The following is an 18,785-nucleotide window of genomic DNA, read 5'->3' as shown; positions in this document are numbered from 1 at the left end:
AACCGCGTTGCAGTTATCTGCAACGCGGTTTTCTTTTTGATTTGTCATACATTTGTCATACGGGGAGGACGGATGATGCTTTTGAAGCAGTTTGCACCTACATCATGAATCGCTCCAACTTGTCTTTCCAACGCCGCCAGTCGGGCATCTCGGTTTCGAGCAGGGTAAAGAAGGCCGCGGTATGGTCGGGATGCAGCAGATGACACATCTCATGCGTAATAACATATTCAATGCAGGGACGCGGCGCCTTGATGAGTTCCGTATTCAGAATGATTTTCCCCTTGGGGGTGCAGCTGCCCCAACGGTTTTCCATCTCCTGGACATAGAGTGAGGTTGGCGCAACTCCGTACCGTGCAAATCGGGAAATGATTGGCTCCGCATACTCGGCAAACTTGAGTTTGGCGTGTTCGCGGTACCAGGATCTCATCAACTCCCGGGCCCTGTCCGGAGAGGTGCATACCACTTCGAAGCAGCGCCCCTTGTAGCGGACGCTGTTGGTTTTGCCTTCCGAGACCCGGAGCAGGAACTGCTTTCCCAGATAGTAGTGCGACTCTCCGCTGACATACCGTTTTTCCGGACTCCGAATCCCGAAATCCTTGAAATAGGCCTGCTGCCGAAGAATCCACGGCGCCCGTTTGTGGAGTTTCTGCTCGATAACCTCTTCCGGCGTCCCTTCCGGAGCCAGCAGAACGACCTCGCCGGATGGATATACCTTGATTCCGAGTGTCCGGCGGGCGGAAAAGAGCACGCTGTAGGGAATCGTCTCTTTTCCGTAGACGAATATCTGCTGCATCACCGGAACCATTTTTGAGCCACGTCGACCGCCCGGTCGATGATGGCATCCATGTCGTCGAAGGTCATCGACAGATCATACTTGCGTTTGACCTCGTCAATCAGATAGTCCTCGATGTCGAGCTTCATCATGCCGACCAACCTGTCCTTGAGCGGCCAGTCGACAATGAGTGTCCCCTTCTCGAAGATGTGCTGACGAATGATGGCGTCGATCCGGCTGGCCGTGTCGAGTGCGATTTGCGTCAGGTCGAGCCCCTGTTCGGGCTTTATGACCGACTTGTAGACCTCCAGACTCAATCCGAAGTAGGCCCGCGCGGCATTGTTATCCTTCAGCACGTCGGGAATCTCGCTGTCGGTATGATTCAGCACCTTGTTCATCAGGTCCGTCGCCTGGGTCAGATACTCTGCCTCGTCGATTCGCCCTTGTTCGTATTGCGAAATGGTCTCCTTGAGCATCTGCGAGAACTTCTTGTAGAAGGCCGGATCGGTATCCATGTTCTCGGTGATGTACTTGGCCGTTCGCGAGGCAATCGTGTCTGCTTTGGCTGCTTTTCCGGAGATTTTCTCCACCTCTTCGGCGAACCGCTCCTTGTCGAAGATGTTCACCAGGTCGGTGATGACCTGCACCTCGCCGCTCTCGATGTGCGTGTCGATCAGCTTCTGAATCTGCCCTTCGTATTGCTTGTAGTCCACCGTGTCGGAGTAGCGCTCCTGCACGGCATTACGGAGCTTCATGAAGAAGGCCAGATCGTGCTTGTACCGTTCGACCTCTTCTTGAGGCGTGTTTTGATGGAATACGATGGACGAAAGCGCTACCTTCAGCGTCCGGGCAAAGGCCCGCAGCTTTTCGTAGAAGAGCGTGCGCCGGTCCTCCTCGCGCAGGACATTGCCGAAGGCCTCGAAGTCGGTTGTGTTGCGCACCTCCTTGAAGAGGTCCCACAACTCGGCATGCTTCTGGGGCAGCTTGGCCACCTCCTCCGAAATGTCCGTATAGGTTCCCTCCAGATCCTCCTTGTCGAAATCGGTGTAGAGCTCCAGCGCCGAATTGAGCGACCCCAATACGCCGTAATAGTCGATGATATACCCGAACTCCTTGTCTTCGCAGACGCGGTTGACGCGGGCAATGGCCTGCAGCAGCGTGTGGTCCTTCAACTTGCGGTCGAGATAGAGCACCGTGTTGCGGGGTTCGTCGAATCCCGTCAGGAGTTTGTCCACGACGATGATAATCTCCGGCTTGTCGCTGTTCTTGAAGCGGTTGATGATGCTTGCCTCGTACTTTTTGGCCGTGCCGTATTCATCCATCATGCGCTTCCAGAAGGCCACCTCCACGTTCGAGGTCTCGCCGAATGCTTCGTCTTCCCCCTCCCGGGTGTCGGGCGAGGTGATGAGCACCTCCGACGAGACGATGCCGATTTCGTCGAGATACTGCTTGTAGAGAATTGCGATGCGCTTGCGCGGAGCCACCAGCTGCGCCTTGAACTTCGACCCCTGCCAGTTCTCCCGGAAATGCTGCGAAATGTCCCACGCAATGGCGTAGATGCGCTGCTGCGTCTGGTTGAGCTGGTCCGCACGGCTGAACTTCTTCTTCATGTCGGCCCGCTGGGCGTCGCTCATCCATCCGCAGATCTTGTCGAAATAGCGGTCAATCGTCTCCTCGTGTACCACCTGCGGCACCATGCGACCCTCATACAACAGCGGTACGACGGCCTTGTCCGCCACGGCCTGATCCACCGTGTAGACCGGCTGGATGATGCCGCCGAACTTCCGGGCCGTGTTCTTCTCCTTCTTCATCAGCGGCGTGCCGGTCATGGCGATGAAGCAGGCATTCGGGAGCGTCTTCTCCATCTTGATGCCCATCTCGCCGTACTGGCTGCGGTGCCCCTCGTCGATCAGCACAAAGATGTTGGGGTCGGTCAACGGGGTGCGGATGCCGCGCACGGCCGTCTCGAACTTGTTGATAATCGTCGTGATGACGGCATCGCTCTTGCTGTTGAGCAGTTCGACGAGCTTGCTCCCCGTCGTGGCGTTCTCGACGCGAATCTGACACTTGCGGAACGTCCCCGTAATCTGTCGGTCGAGGTCCGTGCGGTCGGTTACGAGGATGATTTTCGGGTTGCGAATCTCCTTGTCGAGGATGATGGCCTGCGCCAGCATCACCATCGTCAGCGACTTGCCGCTCCCCTGCGTGTGCCAGATGACGCCGCCGCGCCGCCGCCCGCCCTCGATGTGGCGGATGCGTTGCATCGTCTGCCGCACGGCAAAATACTGCTGGTAACGTGCCACCTTCTTGATGCCGTCGTCGTAGAGCGTGAAACCGTACATCAGCTGCAACAGCCGTTCGGGCCGGCAGAGGCTGTAGAGGTATTCGTCCTGCACCGACGGGGTGACCGGCTGTTTGTAAAGGTCCTCAAAATTGCGGTGCACATAGTCGAACCGCTCTCCAAAGAGCTTGTCGTCCAACAGCGGCTCGTTGACCACCCGTTCCAGCTCCTGCCGGTAACGGGCCTCCTCCTCGCGGTCGGTAAACTGCTCGCGCCACCGCGCCCAGAACTTTTCGGGCGTGGCCGTCGTAGCGTAACTGCCCTCCTGGCGGTTGATGGCCAGCAGCAGCGTCGAGTAGAGGTACAACGAACGGATGCCGTCGGCCTTCTGGTTGCGGAGGTGCTGCGAAATGGCCTGTTCGATGGAGTCCTTCACGTCGGGACGCTTGCACTCGATGATGCATAGCGGAATGCCGTTCACGAAGAGGACGATGTCGGGCCGGTAGGTGTCGGTCATCCCCGTGCGGCTGACGGCAAACTCCTCCGTGACGTGGAAGACGTTGTTGCGCGGATTCTTCCAGTCGATGTACTGCATCACGAAGCTCTTGCGGTCGCCGTCGACAATCTGTTCGAGGGTTTTGCCCGAGGTGAGCAGGTCGTAGACCGTCTGCGAAGCCTCCATGAACCCCTCGTCCATCGGGATGTTGCGCAGGGCGTCGATTCCGGCGGTGATGTTCTGCTCGGAGAATACGGTAGTTCGCATCGAGCTGACTTGCACGACGTTGATGGCGGCGAGCTGTTTGCGCAGCACGGGTTCGAGCAGCACGTTGGCGAGATTCCCGCCGCGCAGGGCCAGCGCCTCATCGGGTGTGAGGTATGTGTACCCGAACTTTTCGAGCATCAGCAGCGCGGGGATCTGGCTGATATGGTCTTCTTTGAAGGAGATGGACATAATTAAGATTATAAACTATCCCAGATAGTTGCGAAACTATGTGCTTCACCTTGTAACAAGGGAAGTTCTTTTAAGTCGTGGTCTTTTTTTACATGGAATTTATTTCTGCGAACATCCAAGATGGCAAATTTAATTTCAGGTTCTTTCATTTTGCTTCTTAATTGCATTTCCATCAAGGTGAGTATTTGATCTGCTTGGGCTTTTTTCAAAGCATCATCCTTAAAATACAACTTTACGATGTAGAAGTTTGAAGTCCCGTCCTTTTTCTTCTCTTCCAGACCAATCTCTGGATTGATGGTAATGACGATGTTCCCTATCTTCCAATCTTTTTTAGGAGGTTTAATCCATTCGAACTGTTTCCTGCCTAAAAATTTTTTATATCCTGCAACAATTTCAGGGTAGCACTTTTTCTTCTTTTCATCTGTTAAATCCTCAAGGACTTTATCAAGGATGTCTTTGCTCTGTTTTTTCTTGTGCAGATTGATAATTGCAGTTCGAATCGCCTTATAAAAATCCATATAAGGTTCATATTCGGGGCGTTCCTTAATCGTCTTTACGTGATTCTGTTTAGCGGTTCCCATTTTGTTGACAAAACCAACGAAGTCTGTCAAACTGATTTCTATTTTTTCAGCCATAATATAAATTTTAGAATTATTATTTTTTGTCTTTAGGAGGGCACGGATCGTTGCCGTGGCTGTCCGGATTTTGGATTCGACCATCTCTTCCGTGAGGAATTAGTTCGGCGCCATCATTACGTGCCTTTTGTCTCGCCCAGTCCATTGCATCTTGTTTTCTCTCAAAATGCTTGGAGGCTCGTTCTGCATTGTTGTTTTTTGCGTCCCAGCCACCCCTGTCAGAGTTTGGAACTACATGAATTTCTTTACGTTTTGTCATAGTCGTAAAAAATTTAGTTAATATTTCACCCGTTTTTTGCCGGTTAGGAGTTGTTGCATCAGGCCGCGTTTCTGACGGCGGAGCCGTTCGAGCTTCTCTTTGGCCAGCTCAATCTCGCGGTCGGACGCGGTCAACACCTCCGCAATGGCGGTTTGCTCTTGATAGGTGGGAATCATGAATTTAAGATTTCCAAGATCTTTAATTTGAATATTGGGTAATCCTGATCCTACTCGTAAAGACATGATATATTTCTCATTGTTTTTGAGTAATTGATAGATACATAGATTATTTATTCCATCCTTTGCTTCAATCGTATAACAATGTCCTCCACTCCAAAAGGGTGTAGTCATAAAGTTGACATAATCACACGAATTGCCGCCTTCGCTTATTGTGATAGTATTTGCCTTCGTATTGTATATATCTAAATACCCGGAAGGAGTAATTCCTCCATTTATGACAGGATATTTTGCGTTAGAGAACAATACGTCTTTATTGACTTGTTCGCCTTTTCTTATTATTGTTATTTTATTTATTTTTAGCTCTTTCCAGGGGTCGGAGAAACCGGGGAGACGGAGTTTTGCGGAGAGGAGTCGCTGCATCAAGCCGCGTTTGCGCAGGGCGAGTTTTTCAATCAGCCGCGCCTGCTTTTCAATCGCCTCATCCCACACGCCCAACACCTCCGCAATCTTCCGCTGCTCCGCCAGGGGCGGAACAGCAATTTTTACTCTTTTCAAATCGCTGGTGCTAATACTGGCTTGATTGACAGCTGGCTTCGCTATTACTTGAGCCATATGCCGCATATGGTCAGTTAGCAACGTATAATATAAATATTGCTTATCAAGGCTCTCGTTGGCTCTAAGCAAAAGCAGGTTCATGCCATGATAAATTTCTTTATCACCTTTGTAATAAGCAACCTTCCCGATTTGAGAAAGACTATTTATGTGGCTATACAGGATGTCGCCTTTTTGCATTCTGAAGGTTTCATATCCACTTTCATTGGGGATATATCCGACCTTCGCATAATTTATTTCTCCCGTAGAAATGGTTTCGATACGAGTAACAGGAATCCCACAAGTGATGGAGACATCATATGTAAGGCCATTGGTACATCTCGAAAGGAGATCGCCTAAAAATTTCACCTCCCACTTCTGCGGAATAACCCCCAGCGCCGTCGCCTTATAGCCTTGTGGTATGTCGGTATCGTGTGTCATTGCAGTAATTGGCTTTACCATGTTTTTTCAAATCGGAATTGAAGAATTCCTCCCAGTATGTTGTTAAGATTCACTTTATCGACACTATATATGCCAGCTGGAACCGATTGCCGGATCTTGTCCAACTTGTTGTAGGTTTCCTCGGAGATTGGAGAAGAATCAAGATAATAGACCGTATGGTCAATATGATACACGTCTTGATACTTAATAGCAATCAAGTCGGACTCTCGGACTATTACGGAGGTCATGTAGGGTAGCTTGGGTATCAGCTTTTTGCTATGGACAAGACTATTCCATATTTTTGATGTGATATCGTGCAATTTGGTTCGATCTTCTTCCACGAATGGGCATTTGGCAACGACTCCATCCAGCTCCTCCTGGCAGCGACAGTCCTTGTATATATTGATGGGACAGCAGTATACGAAATTCTTTAACCCGTCTGGAAGAAACATGGAGGATTGTACATAGATCATCGAACCGATGGCAAACTCGATGGGGCGATTCAATTTTGTTCCACTATTGCAAATCGCCAAATGATCCTTTCCTCGTTTGAAGAAAAATAGAGGCTGATGCTCCATTTGTTGGATTTTCAGCTTTTCTTGTTCCAGTTTGTGCTGCTTTTGTTGCAGTTTATGCTGTTTGCAGAGTACGATTGCAGTAACAATAGCTGTGAATAGGGAACTAATGCCAAGAATGATATTTCCGATGTCACCCCAGGTCGATAGAGTTATGTCGTGACTCATAGCGTAATTCTTTATATTTTCATTGTCTCACCCCGATTAGCTATCTCAAATGAAGCCGGCGTTTGGTTCTCATCTTGTATGATTCGCATCCTTAAAATCCTAACTCCTTCAAATAACCCTCCATTCGGACATGTACTTCTGCAAGCTCCGTCTCCAGCGCATCGATCTCCCGCTGTATGGCCGCAATGTCGATTTCGGGCTCCTCTTCGAAGGTGTCCACATAGCGCGGAATGTTGAGGTTGTAGTCGTTATCGGCAAGCTCCTCGCGTCGGGCGACATAAGCATAACGCTCCTCGACGACACCCTGTGCGAGTTCGCTCTTTGCAAAGCGGCGGTAGGTCGTAACGATGTGGTCAATGTCCTCCTTGCGCAGCCGGTTCTGGTTCTTGCCATTCTCGAACTCGCGGCTGGCGTCGATGAAGAGTACGTCGGTCGTTGTCTTGGCCTTGTTGAAGATGGCGATGGCAGCCGGAATGCCCGTACCGTAAAAGAGATTGGCCGGGAGTCCGATGATGGCCTCGACGAGGTTCTCCTCGACGGTCTGCTGGCGGATTTTCCCCTCGCTGGCTCCGCGGAACAGCACGCCGTGGGGAACGACGACACCCACCTTGCCGTGTTCGTTGGCCACTTCGAGCATGTGGCAGATGAAGGCCCAGTCGCCCTTGCTCTTGGGCGGAATGCCGCGCCAGAATCGGTTGTAGGGGTCGTCGGCCGCCTCGTCGGCGCCCCACTTTTCGAGCGAGAAGGGCGGATTGGCCACGACGGTGTCGAACTTCATCAGCGCGTCGCCCTCCTTGAGCTTCGGGTTGCGCAGCGTGTCGCCCCAGCGGATGGTGGCGCTGTCGAAGCCGTGGAGCAGCATGTTCATCATGGCCAGCGCCCAAGTGCTGCCGTTGAGCTCCTGACCGTAGAGCGAGAAGTTGTCGGAGCCCACCTCGCGGCCTGCCTTGATGAGCAGTGAACCCGAGCCGCACGTCGGGTCGCAGATGCGCGAGCCGGGGGCGCTTTTGGTCAGCCGAGCCAGCAGGGTCGAAACCTCCTTCGGCGTGAAGAACTCTCCAGCCTTCTTTCCGGCGTCGCTGGCGAACTTTTCGATGAGGAACATATAGGCGTCGCCGATGACGTCGTTGTTCTCGAGGTGTGACTCGTCGAACTGCAGCCGCTCGTCCGAGAAGTCGATAAGCAGTTGTTTCAGCCGGGCGTTGCGCTCCTTCGTTTCGCCAAGGTTGCTGCTGTTGAAGCTGATGTTGCGGAAGATGCCGCTGCCGTCCTCGCTGCTCAGCTTTTCGCGGTTGGCAAATTCGAGGTCGGCCAGCGCAATGTCGATCAGTTCGCCGATATTGGACTCGTTGCGGTGCTCGAAGAGGTAGTCGAACGAACTCTTCTCGGGAACCTGGAACCTTTCGCGGCGCATGGCCCGTTGGGCACGCTCCGTATCGCCGTCGTAGCGCTGGAGGTACTCCTTGTATTTCGCCTTGCTGACATCGCTGACATACTTCAGGAACAGCATCGTGAGGATGTAGTCCTTGTACTGGCTGGGGTCAATCACGCCCCGGAAGGTGTCGCAGGCTTGCCATACGACTTTGTTGATCTCTTCCTGTGTAACTTTACCGTTCATCTTTATATATTTTTGTCAATTTATAATCGGTGATTTGCCGGCGGCGCTCTGCGATGGCCTTGTAGAGGGCCTGTTCGCGGCGATGCAGGCGGGTGAGGGCGATGCAGGCCCGCTGTCGCTCCAGCGGGGGGAGCGGTATCTCGAACTCCTCAAGGTCAGCCTTGCTGAGCGAGGCGATGGCCGACCCTTGGGCCTGCGCCGTCAACAGCTGCCGGGTGGATGGCAGATTGAGGAATCCGCAGAGGTATTCGGGCAGGATGCGGGTCGGGTCGTCGATTCGGATAATCAGAAACGAGGGTGAGGCCACGCACGGCCCGAGTTGCGTCGGGGCGATGGCGCAGAAATTCTTGCCACCCTTGGCGGCGAGCAGTAGGTCGCTTTCTGTCAGCAGGTGGCGGGCAGCCTTGGAGCTGACGGTGGTTGTCGGTCGGACGGTCGGACGGATGTTCCCCTCCTCGTCGAAATCGTTCACCTGAAGGTAGCAGGTGTCGGGCGAAGGGGTACTTTTCAGGTAAACTCCCGTCTGGATGGTGGCAATATCTTTCAGTTTTACCATTTTTTTCTTTGTAGGTTCATTACAAAAGTATGTGCTTTGCCCGAGAAAAGCAAATTATTTTCGAAAAAATCGCAATACAAACTCTACAAATGTTCCGATTAAGCGAGTTTCTTCACTTTGTGAAGAAAAATATCCGGCTGTCCGACCGGATATTCTCTTTGTCTTTCAGGGCAGGTGTTATCGTTTAATGGTATGTCGTCGGATGACGGAACGTTCGGGGCGGACGGGGTAGCCCAGGCGGGTCATGAGCTCCACATACCGTTGGCGGAACCAGGTGTGTGCGGGTTGGCGGTCGATGAGCAGCTGGAAGCCTCCGGGACCGTTCGGGTCGCGTTGCAGGCGGATCTCCGTATTCGAGACGTCGAAGCGGCGCGAATACTCCGGAGCGCGGAGCTCGCCCGAGACGTAGAGGGGCTTCATGGCGATGATCTCGCGGGCGCCCGACTCCGGGATTCCCATGTCGCGGCAGTATTCGCCCCAGCGGATGAGCGTCTGCGTGTCGGGCAGCCAGTGTTCGATGCGGTCGAGCTTCGCCTGCAGTTGCTGTTCAGCCTGCTCATGCCGGACCTTCTCCTCGCGGTTGGCGCGGTTCAGCGTCCCGATCTGTTCGTGCAGGGCGGCGTTCTCCGCGTTGAGACGGTCGATCTCCTGCTGTTGCCGCTTGATACGCGAGGTGCCGATCATCGCCCCGATCCCCTCGACGATATTCGACCCGACCTCCGCCGCGGCGTTTTTTAACCTGGCTCCCTTCAGCTCGCCCTTCACGCTCTTCAGCTCGGCCTCGGTGCGGTTCAATTCGGCGCTCTTCTGCGCCTGGAGTGAGGCGGTCTGTTCGTATTCGGTGCGCACTTGCCTCTCCTGTTGTTTGAGCAGCTCGACGACCTTCCGCTTCTGTTCTTCGAGACGGAGCAGCGCGTCGATGTTCTCCTGCAGATTCTGCTGCTGGGCGATGGCCTGGCGGTAGAACTCCTGCGTGGTGATGTGGCGCGCCTCCGAACCGTCGATGCCGCGCTCCAGTCCGTATTTGGACATCGCCGCGGCATAGGTGTCCTGATACTGCTTGAGGCGGACGCGCGACATGACGTCGTCGGCGCAGAGGCGGGGCCGTGCGGCGGATTTCGGGCGGTAGTGTCGTTTGCCCGGGGATTCGGATGCGGCGGTGCGGGCCTTGCGGCGCTCGCCCGTGACAATGGGCACCACGGCGGCGTGGATATGCGGGGTCGATTCGTCGCGGTGCACGACGGCCGAGACGACGTTCTCCGCTCCGAAGGTCTCGCGCAGCCAGGCGAGGTTGTCGGCACACCACTCCGGAAGCCATCCTTCCGCCTCGATGTGCTTCATCGCGTCGTGCGAACCGGTCAGCATGACGCGGATCACCCGCACCTGGTTCGTTCCGATCTTGCGCGTGAGACCGGCGTGTTCGAGTCGGTAGTTGATCGCCTCCGTGCGGTCGCCCACCTCCTCGGGAAATTCGACGAGCTCCTCGTTGAGGCAGGTGCGTTCGGGCGAAGCGTTGGTGGGTATCTTCGTGCGGGCGATGTGGGCGGTCATGGCCGCCTCGTTGCCCGGGGCTTTGTCGAGATGCAGGACGGCATATCCCATGGTACGGTCGTTTTTCGAGGGTTGTGTGGTTGAAGAAGGGACCGCCTTGGCGGTCGGCGTGCGCGGCACGACAGGGGGTGTCCAGAGGGGCTTGACCCTTTGGCCTATTGGGGCTTTTTCAGCGTCGGCGGGCCGATGCGTCGGAAAAAGCCCTAATAGGTTATGGCTTTTTCCTTGGGGGAAAAGCCGCGGTCGCGAAGCGGCCGATGGGTGGGCGACGGTTCCGGTGTCATTCCGGGTGACGTTACAACTTGCGGCCTCGACGACGCGGCGTGCGGGAAACCTTCGCGGACGATCGGAGCGATTCGTTCAGATCCTTGTGGGTGCGGTAGCTCTCCGCACGGTCGATGACGGTCGCATCGGGCAGGGCGCTGCGCAGTCGTTCAAGGGTGAGGCGCCCCGCCTCGTCGTTGTCGAGGAAGGCGTGGATCGTCGCGTGGCGTGCGAGAAACGGGAGGGCGCGGGGAAGGTTCACCACGGAGTTGAGCACGGCGGTGTCGACGGCCGGTTCCGGCTCATGTTGCAGCGTCAGGTAGGAGAGCAGGTCGAAGAACCCTTCGAAGAGCAGCGCCGTGTCGCCGTGCCGGTCGAAGGTCGTGATGGTTTTCGGGGCGCTGCTCCCTTTGAACTGCGGACTGCGCAGCTCCCATCCTCCGGCATCGTTGCGGAAGCCGATGGCGAAGAAGCGCCGCTCGCCGACGGCGTAGTGAACCTCGCGGCACAGTGCTCCGGCCACGGTGGGGTCGATGCCGCGTTCGCGCAGATAGCCGATCAGCGCCGGGTGGCGAATCGTCCCGACGCTGAGAATCCGCAGCGGGGAGTCTTCGCGCGGTGAGGCGGTCGGGAGGGGCTGGAAGGGGACTTCGTTCGCGGCCTCTTTGCGCAGGTGTCGGATAGCTTCTGCCATGCCGCACCCTTCGAGGCGCATGACTAGCTGTAGGAGCGTGCCCCCTTCATCCAGTCCGAAGTCGTACCAGAGCCCCTTGTCGTAGCGGACGCTGAAGCTGGGGGTGCGCTCTTCGCGCAGCGGTGAGAGGAACATGCCATGGGTGGCGGTTTCGCGGTGGGGGTGCAGTCCCCGGCGGAGGAGATACTCCCGGATGCCGATGCAATCTGAGGTCGTCTTCATGGCTATCGGCTTTTGATGGGGACAATCCGGTGCAGAGCCGCCTCGACGTCGCTGTCGCAGAAGAGCACGCGCCCGCCGATCTTGTGGGCGCGGATCCGCCCGCGGTTCACCCAGTCGTTGAGCGTCACGAGCGAAATGCGTAGGCGGCGGGCCGTCTCGCGACGGGTCAGATAGTTCGGTGTCTCGGCGGAGGGTTCGGGGTGGAGCTGCCGCAACTCGTTGCGCAGCGATTCGCGAATCATCTCCGAGAGCTGGTCGGCGGTCATGCCGCTCAGAAAGATTTCCTTGGTCATAAGATTCGAATTTGGTTGATGACGCAAAGAAAGGCTTTCCGAACCCCTTCCGAAAATGGCGAATGGCGTTACAAATCAGCGCCAACCGATGCCAACCGGTGCCACACCGAGGACATGCCGCCGCCCGTTCCCGGACTTTGGCATTCGTTTGCTTCGGTTGGTACTGCCGTGTAATCGGATTCCACCCGATGCAAAATAGGCCTTCTAATCATTTGGTTTCTTCCAAATGATTGTTTTTACCATTTTATATTCTTGTCTAATCTCTGCCATTGTTTTTCCATCTATTTTCCGGAATGCAGTGCAAGTGCGTGCATCTGATGGGTCTCGATATTTATCAGTCCCGAGTTTTTTGTATAAGCAGCAAAAAATTGGACGTTTATTGATTCTTATGTCGAACAGATCGTCGAATAATATGTCTCGGGGCCTATAATAGCGGCAGAGGTTGCATACTTTGAGGTTAGGATCCAAATCGTATAGTTCTACGATTCCATAATCATATAGAGAATATTCTGGGAGAAAGTCGGGATGAAAGTCGGAGGTTAACTCGAAGATAGCTTTGTTTCTGTGACATGAGAATGTCTGACAGTCCGTATTTCCACAATACATTTTATAGCTTTCAAAAACTGAAAACTTCACCAATTGCTTGGGATGTTGAGGTGGACCGGTAAAGTCTCCTTTCGGTTTGAAATTATATAATCTGATAAGATTTCCGTCTTCTGTGATGATGGGGCTATTGATGATTGATTTTATATCATCTTCCGAGTTGATCTTTAGTTCTATGATTTTATTTCCTAAGTCAATCTTTTGATGTTCGCAAGGATGTGAAACATATATTTCGATAAAGACCGGTGTATACTTTTTAATGGAATTTGAAAGGAGAATGTCTGCGCGAAAGTTATCGTAGAAGGCTTCAACTTCAAATGTGTTATAGAATTTTTTTAAATCATAATTTTTGTATCCAGTCCAGTTGCAAGATTCATCAAATGAATCTTCGTACCATATGCAGGTCTCTTTATTTTTACAAGTGAACGGAACTTTAATTTCGACTCCGAAAGGTTGTTCACTTCTGAGTTTTTGTAGGATTAAAAGTTTGGCCAATGAATGTAAGTAACTTTCATAGCTGCAGTTAGGAGAAAGAGCCTTGTGCGCAAAGTGCCATTGCCGTATTTTCCCCTGCTTTGCAATCATTTGACGATGGCAAAAAAGACAAAAAAATTCGTCATTGCTTGGATTAGCATCTTTTATGTGTCTAATGTTTCCGGAAGAATCCAATGCATAGTGTTGATCTTTGTTTGACGAATTATTCATTGGAAAACGTTATTAGTACCTCCCGAACGGCGTTGGTTGCAAAGAGGGTGTCGCCGCCGGCCGAGATCTGAACGCGGCACGGCTCCAGCCATCCGTTCGCTATCCATCGGTCGAGTGTCGGGCGTGCGACGCCTAGCGCCTCGGCCAGCTCCTTTTTGTTGAAGAGCCGGCTGCCGTTTGCCATCAGATACCGCTCGCCCTTGTGTACGCCCAGCCAGTAGTCGAAGCGGCGCAGAATCGCGTCGGCATCCTTCAACTTCGGCTCATACCGTTCGTAAGCCCAGACGTGCAGGCTCGACGGATCGAATCCGGCAAACTCCGGCCGCTGGTGCAGCTCCTGGACGAGCGTCTCGAAGCACTTCAGCTCGGAGGCCCGGATCGTTATTTTTCGACGGCGCGGCATGGCTGGTTATCTCTTTTTTGCACGGTATCGCTGATGGGGATGTTTCGGCATATAGGGATATTCACGTTCCAATAACCCTTCGGCAACCATGATGGGTATGGCTCTGTTTTTCAGGTATCGTAGACTCTTCCCTACTTTGTTAGCTATGGCCTCCAGCGATTCAAAATCAACACATGCCTGCAGAATGGCTGTGTGTAATTCGCTGGATGATAATCTTCTGCGCCTTTCCTTGTCTGGAGAGCTAGCAACATTACTAGCAACATTACTAGCAACATTACTAGCAACATTACTAGCAACATTACTAGCAACATTCCCGGGGAGTTCCCTCTCCCGGAATTTTTTGTTGATTCTGTAGTGCGTGCCGCGGCCGATTCCCTCGGGAATAAGGTATCGGTCATTGCATAACTCTTTGAGCAACTTTGTGATATCGGCACTGTGCTTGTCCAATACCAATTGCATCCGGTAGTTGGTGACCTCGCCCTCGCTGCAACAGGTTGCCAGGGTCATCAACTTGTTGTGTTCTATGGACGTTATGTCCTCACCGAACAGGGATTTCAGATAGGAGATGACCTCATCGGACAACAAACTGACAAGGGGCAATGTCAATACGACTTTGTCGGGATGAGTAATCTCCTCGATTCGCGGGTTACGGTAATTTGCCTTTTTCCAACCTTGCATGATCTTGTCGGCACCGCTTCCGGCCTTTTCTGCTGAACCGATCAGCATGAACATCGTTTGCAGGGCCTTGTTGCGGCATACGCTGTTGCCTCCTTGATAATATTGGGCAATGGAGAGCAGCAGGGAGCCTGGATTGGAGAATATGTAACAATCCTTGTGTAGCTCGATCGTAATGTTTGAGTCAACTGAATAGTCGCAATGGACCAGTGCATTGATAAACGCTTCGCGTAGAGCCGTATGTGTCGGTGTTTCGTCCTCTCTGATGCCGTCCTTCAGGGCGAAAGGCTTGGGCAGGGCTGCGGCCAGCTTGGGATAGACCCGGTAGTAGAATTGGAACAGATTCGCCTCCCAGGTGCCGTCCGGGCAGATGCGGTCTGTCCAGCGGTCGTCGGGATTGGAACTGAAATATTCGCGGTAATCGGGGAAGTATTGCGGACATCCGTAGGCGTCGGTGATGCTGTCCGTTTTGCCGAACATCAGCAGACCGGCAAGTGTCAGTCCCTCGATCTTTTCTCGGCGATCGATCCGGTAACCCTTCAATTTCATCAGGAAATGTTTGTCGTCCAGCAGCAGCCACGGATGATCGGGGCTTTTGGTTGCGACCAGCCGGCGGTATTGCTCAAGAGTTGCCTTGTCAATATCCTGCTCGATGGTAAATTCGGGCAGAATTTTGTAATCGCGGGGATGTTCTGTGATATCAGCGTCGGCGAACATGCGTTGTATTTCGCTTGCATCGCACCGATAGTCTCCTTCGTAATTCCGCTTGAATGTATTCTCGGGGTTGTTATGCAGATATACGGGTATCTTGTTGCGGGGAGCCCGTGGTACATTGAATACCAGGACATAGCTCCCGTTGTATTCGCCATCCTGCACGTCTTTCTCCTGCAGGACGTTTGCGCTGCAATGAGCCTTGTTGTTTACGTTGTCCCAAAACTCTTTTTTGTATTTGCGCGCCTGCTCCAGTGTGATGCCGTCAAGTGTGAATTTCCCGTCCTTCTCTTTGACGCCCAATACGATGACTCCACCTTGCGTATTGGCGAAAGCGGAGTAGGTTTCCCACAAGCTGCCCGGAAACCCTCCCCTGGCGGATTTGAACTCCACCTCGGCCGATTCACAGTCGGCCATCAGAGATTCGATTTTTTCTATAAAATCGTAGTTGTCGAACAGTGTTAATTCCTTCGTATCGTCTTTCATTGCATCAGTCTGTTTGGACAAAGTTAAGAAAATTCCCGGACAACACTCTTTAAGATTATCGTGTTGTGTTGCTTGCCCCCGAAAAATAGGGGTGGCTCATCAGCTCCAGGGCGGTCTGCTCCTCGGTGATCTTGATATACTTCATAAACTCCCGTTCGGTCTTGTGGCCCGTAACCTTCATGATGGCGATGGTCGGGATTCCCGCCAGGTACATATTCGTTGCGCCGCTGCGCCGCGCCGTGTGGGTCTTCACCAGGTCGCACTTCTCGACCAGCCGACTCTTCTTTTCGCCATTCTCGATGTAGGAGACCTCGACTTTCTCCGTGATGCCCGCCTCGCGTGCAATCTCCTTGATGAGGTGGTTCACCTTCTGTTCGTAGGTTCTCGGCAGCCGGTTGTCGTACTTTTCCAGGATGGCCTGTAGTTCGGGACGGACCGGAATGACGACGTGGTTACCGGTCTTCTGCTGTTTGAGGTCGATGACCTGCTGTCCGTTCTCCAGCGTGCGGATGTTGCCTTCGTTGATGGTCGAGTAGTCGCTGAAGCGCTGCGCCGTGTAGCACCCCACCAGAAAGATGTCGCGGGCAACATCCCTGTGCCGGTTTTTCGAGAGATCGAGCGCGGCGATGGCCCGGATCTCCGACTCCGTCAGGTAGATGTTCTCCACGTCGGCCGTCAGCACGCGGAACTTGCGGCTCTCGATCGCTCCGTTGTCGTGCAGACCCTCCTCGCGGGCCGCGCGCATGATGATCTTCAGCTCCTTGACGTGGCGGCCGATCGTATTGACGGAGTAGTTCTTGGCGGTGAACCAGGCGACGAAGTCGTCGTAGAACTTCAGGTCGATGTCGGCAAAGTCGAACTGCTTGCGTTTGGCTTTGCAGTACTCGTCGAACTGCACGACGAACCCCTTGTAGTTCTTGATGGTCGAGGGGCCGTAGCGGAGTTTGTGGATGTTCAGCCGGGTGCCCTCCTCCATCTCGCGCGTGAAGCGGGCAATGTAGTCGCCGAGCGATTCGCGGGTGCGGACGCGGCGGCCTGAGGTGAGGCTGCGCGGGTGGTGGAAACTGTAGATGATCTTCTCCAGCCGTGTCTTCGTCATCGCGTGTTCGGGATCCTTGGCAATCTCTCCGAGGATGTGGCTGCGCAGTTCGGAGAGATTCTTGGTCAGCTCGCGCCCCTGCTGCTCGGTGAAGTCATCGGTAAAGGTGAAGCGGCTCTTGACCGTCTGCCGCTTGTTGTCCCAGGCGTCCGTCAGCACCATATATTGGCTGTCGACGTAGAACTGATTCCCGCGGCCAACCGTGAAGAGAATTTGGATTTTGACCAGTTTGTTTTTCTGGGTCGAGCGGATGCGATAGCAGAATGAAGCCATAGGTCAGGAGGTTTTATCTGCTGCAAATGTAATCATTTTTGTCATACATTTGTCATACATCGGCCGAATTTTCGAAAACTTCCAGACCTCGCAGTTGATGAAAAACAGATGTAAAATATTGATATATAGATAAAATAAAATTAAAATCGGTAAAATTCGATTCAAATTTATGGCGTCCGCTTCAGACCTCAACTGAAGCAGCGAATGCTGCCGGAAAGTCGCCGGACGGCGTGCGCGGAAATGGCGCGAGAGCAATGCCGGACGGCAATTTTCCACCAAGAAAGTCCTTGGAAGCTAATAACTTCCGAGGACTTTTTCTTTGTCAGGACCCTTATCAGCCTCGGTTGTTTCGTTATCGCTTGTAATTCAGCAATAACAAGGCGTCAGCCTGCTCGTCAGTATCTTCGAGCATGTCCCGCGCCAGCTCGTTGCCGCCAATTGAAAACCTCCGCATTCGATTCCGGAATACGGAGGTTTTTTGATCGGAGCCGGACGGCGGTTCCGGCATCCTTCGACGCAGTTTCGCCCTTACCTGTTCCCGGCGTACAGGCCGCTCATTATGTCGGTGATCTGTTTCCAGGAATTGCCGCCGTCGTTGGCCGCTTTGGCTCCGGGCGTCGATCGGCCGTCCTCGATGTACTTCTTCACCCGGGCGGCCATCTCCCTGATCCGGCCCGCGTATTCCGGATTGTTTATCTGGTTGACCTTCTCTTCGGGATCGTTGACCATGTCGTAGAATTGCAGCGGGGGCTGTCCGTCGATCCTGTACTCTTCGCCGGAACCGTTTCCCGCGTTGAATATCAGCTTGTACTGCGGCGTTCGGTAGGTGAAATAGCCGGCTCCCGACGTGGCGATCAGGTCGGTCCGGGCGGCGTTGCCCGAGCCGTCGAGTATCGGCCAGAAGCTGAAACTGTCTTCGGCCTCGTCGTCGGCTATCCGGTAGCCGAGCATGTCGGCGAACGTGGCGTACAGATCGGTCAGCGAGACGAGCGAATTATCGGTCACGTGTCCGTACCGGTCGCCCCACGACAGGATGAAGGGAATGCGGTGGCCGCCTTCCCAGCCGTGCGACTTGTAGCCCCGGTAAATATAGGACGGATAGTGCCCTTTCCGGTTTATCCTGTCCATGTTGATGTAACCGGCGCAGCCGTTGTCGGCGGCGAACATGACGATCGTGTTGTCGTATTTGCCGATCTCCTTCAGCTTTCGATTGACCCTGCCGACGATGTCGTCTATCATCATCACCAGGTCGCCGTAGTCGCCGATCTTGGATTTGCCCTTGAACTCCTTGCTCGGGAAAAGCGGGATGTGGGGAGCCGTCAGCGCCATGTAGAGGAAGAACGGCTTGTCGGAATCCTTGTTTTCGTCGAGGTATTCGAGCATCTTGTCCGCCAGGTGGGGCTGCATGCCGTCGGAGCTCCAGTCGCTGTGGCCGATGCCGCCCTTGATTTTATACAGTCCGCCGCCTGATTCTTCGAATCTCGTGTTCGGCTGTTTCTCCGCCATGTCGTTGACCATGTAGAGGTGCGGAGGTCCGGACGGCGAGGTCAGCCCGTAGAAATAGTCGAATCCCCGATCGGTGGGACCGTTGGCCACGCGCTTCGTGAAGTCGATGTTGTCGACGGTTTTCGCCTTGCCTTCCTTGTATGTCAAATCCCACCCCAGATGCCATTTGCCGATGGTCGCGGGTTCTTTCCGAAGGCCCCGTAGCACGAGGCCAGTGCCCCCAGCAGGCACGACGAGGTAATGAGCAGGTTGTTTTTTCTCATCGGACAAATG

The 18,785-nt window shown here is 53.8% G+C and carries 16 protein-coding genes; all 16 read right to left on the bottom strand.

Annotation, left to right across the window (positions count from 1 at the left end):
* Positions 1–97: 97 nt before the first annotated feature.
* Complete coding sequence (locus NQ492_RS07385) at positions 98–793, bottom strand: M48 family metallopeptidase (RefSeq protein ID WP_044054260.1); 696 nt, start codon at positions 791–793, stop codon at positions 98–100.
* Positions 793–4,005 (bottom strand): type I restriction endonuclease subunit R, encoded by a 3,213-nt coding sequence (locus NQ492_RS07380; protein WP_015546933.1) that lies wholly within the window; start codon positions 4,003–4,005, stop codon positions 793–795. Before NQ492_RS07380 ends, NQ492_RS07385 begins: the two co-directional genes overlap by 1 nt.
* Positions 4,006–4,013: 8 nt before the next feature.
* Positions 4,014–4,640: a hypothetical protein gene (locus NQ492_RS07375; RefSeq protein WP_044054262.1), complete on the bottom strand. Its 627-nt coding sequence runs from the start codon at positions 4,638–4,640 to the stop codon at positions 4,014–4,016.
* A gap of 19 nt (positions 4,641–4,659) precedes the next feature.
* A complete protein-coding gene (locus NQ492_RS07370) occupies positions 4,660–4,899 on the bottom strand; it encodes a DUF2188 domain-containing protein (protein ID WP_083810202.1) in 240 nt (79 codons plus the stop codon).
* Between the two features lie 17 nt (positions 4,900–4,916).
* Positions 4,917–6,131, bottom strand: coding sequence for a restriction endonuclease subunit S (locus NQ492_RS07365; protein WP_015546935.1), 1,215 nt, complete (start codon positions 6,129–6,131; stop codon positions 4,917–4,919).
* Positions 6,125–6,853: a hypothetical protein gene (locus tag NQ492_RS07360; protein ID WP_015546936.1), complete on the bottom strand. Its 729-nt coding sequence runs from the start codon at positions 6,851–6,853 to the stop codon at positions 6,125–6,127. Before NQ492_RS07360 ends, NQ492_RS07365 begins: the two co-directional genes overlap by 7 nt.
* A 91-nt stretch (positions 6,854–6,944) precedes the next feature.
* The gene (locus NQ492_RS07355; RefSeq protein ID WP_015546937.1) at positions 6,945–8,471 is read right to left on the bottom strand and encodes a type I restriction-modification system subunit M; all 1,527 of its coding nucleotides are present in this window, start codon (positions 8,469–8,471) and stop codon (positions 6,945–6,947) included.
* Positions 8,461–9,027: a restriction endonuclease subunit S gene (locus NQ492_RS07350; RefSeq protein ID WP_015546938.1), complete on the bottom strand. Its 567-nt coding sequence runs from the start codon at positions 9,025–9,027 to the stop codon at positions 8,461–8,463. Before NQ492_RS07350 ends, NQ492_RS07355 begins: the two co-directional genes overlap by 11 nt.
* A 177-nt stretch (positions 9,028–9,204) precedes the next feature.
* Positions 9,205–10,629: a MobV family relaxase gene (gene mobV, locus NQ492_RS07345; RefSeq protein WP_015546939.1), complete on the bottom strand. Its 1,425-nt coding sequence runs from the start codon at positions 10,627–10,629 to the stop codon at positions 9,205–9,207.
* A 244-nt stretch (positions 10,630–10,873) separates the two neighbouring features.
* Positions 10,874–11,758 carry a toprim domain-containing protein gene (locus NQ492_RS07340; protein WP_015546940.1) on the bottom strand — a complete coding sequence of 295 codons (885 nt, stop codon included), beginning with the start codon at positions 11,756–11,758 and terminating at the stop codon, positions 10,874–10,876.
* 2 nt (positions 11,759–11,760) lie between these two features.
* The gene (locus NQ492_RS07335) at positions 11,761–12,078 is read right to left on the bottom strand and encodes a helix-turn-helix domain-containing protein (RefSeq protein ID WP_259874028.1); all 318 of its coding nucleotides are present in this window, start codon (positions 12,076–12,078) and stop codon (positions 11,761–11,763) included.
* 177 nt (positions 12,079–12,255) lie between these two features.
* A complete protein-coding gene (locus NQ492_RS07330; RefSeq protein WP_157359464.1) occupies positions 12,256–13,359 on the bottom strand; it encodes a competence protein CoiA family protein in 1,104 nt (367 codons plus the stop codon).
* Complete coding sequence (locus NQ492_RS07325) at positions 13,352–13,762, bottom strand: MerR family transcriptional regulator (protein WP_015546943.1); 411 nt, start codon at positions 13,760–13,762, stop codon at positions 13,352–13,354. Before NQ492_RS07325 ends, NQ492_RS07330 begins: the two co-directional genes overlap by 8 nt.
* Before the next feature lie 6 nt (positions 13,763–13,768).
* Complete coding sequence (locus NQ492_RS07320; protein ID WP_015546944.1) at positions 13,769–15,634, bottom strand: RNA-binding domain-containing protein; 1,866 nt, start codon at positions 15,632–15,634, stop codon at positions 13,769–13,771.
* 55 nt (positions 15,635–15,689) lie between these two features.
* On the bottom strand, positions 15,690–17,006 hold the full coding sequence (locus tag NQ492_RS07315) for a site-specific integrase (RefSeq protein ID WP_015546945.1): 1,317 nt from the start codon (positions 17,004–17,006) through the stop codon (positions 15,690–15,692).
* A gap of 528 nt (positions 17,007–17,534) precedes the next feature.
* Positions 17,535–18,659 carry a sulfatase-like hydrolase/transferase gene (locus tag NQ492_RS07310; protein ID WP_050794767.1) on the bottom strand — a complete coding sequence of 375 codons (1,125 nt, stop codon included), beginning with the start codon at positions 18,657–18,659 and terminating at the stop codon, positions 17,535–17,537.
* Positions 18,660–18,785: the final 126 nt, after the last annotated feature.

The organism is Alistipes shahii WAL 8301, assembly GCF_025145845.1.
Classification (GTDB): Bacteria; Bacteroidota; Bacteroidia; order Bacteroidales; family Rikenellaceae; genus Alistipes; species Alistipes shahii.
Note: the sequence above shows the minus strand (reverse complement) of the source record. Positions and strands in the feature narration are given on the sequence as shown.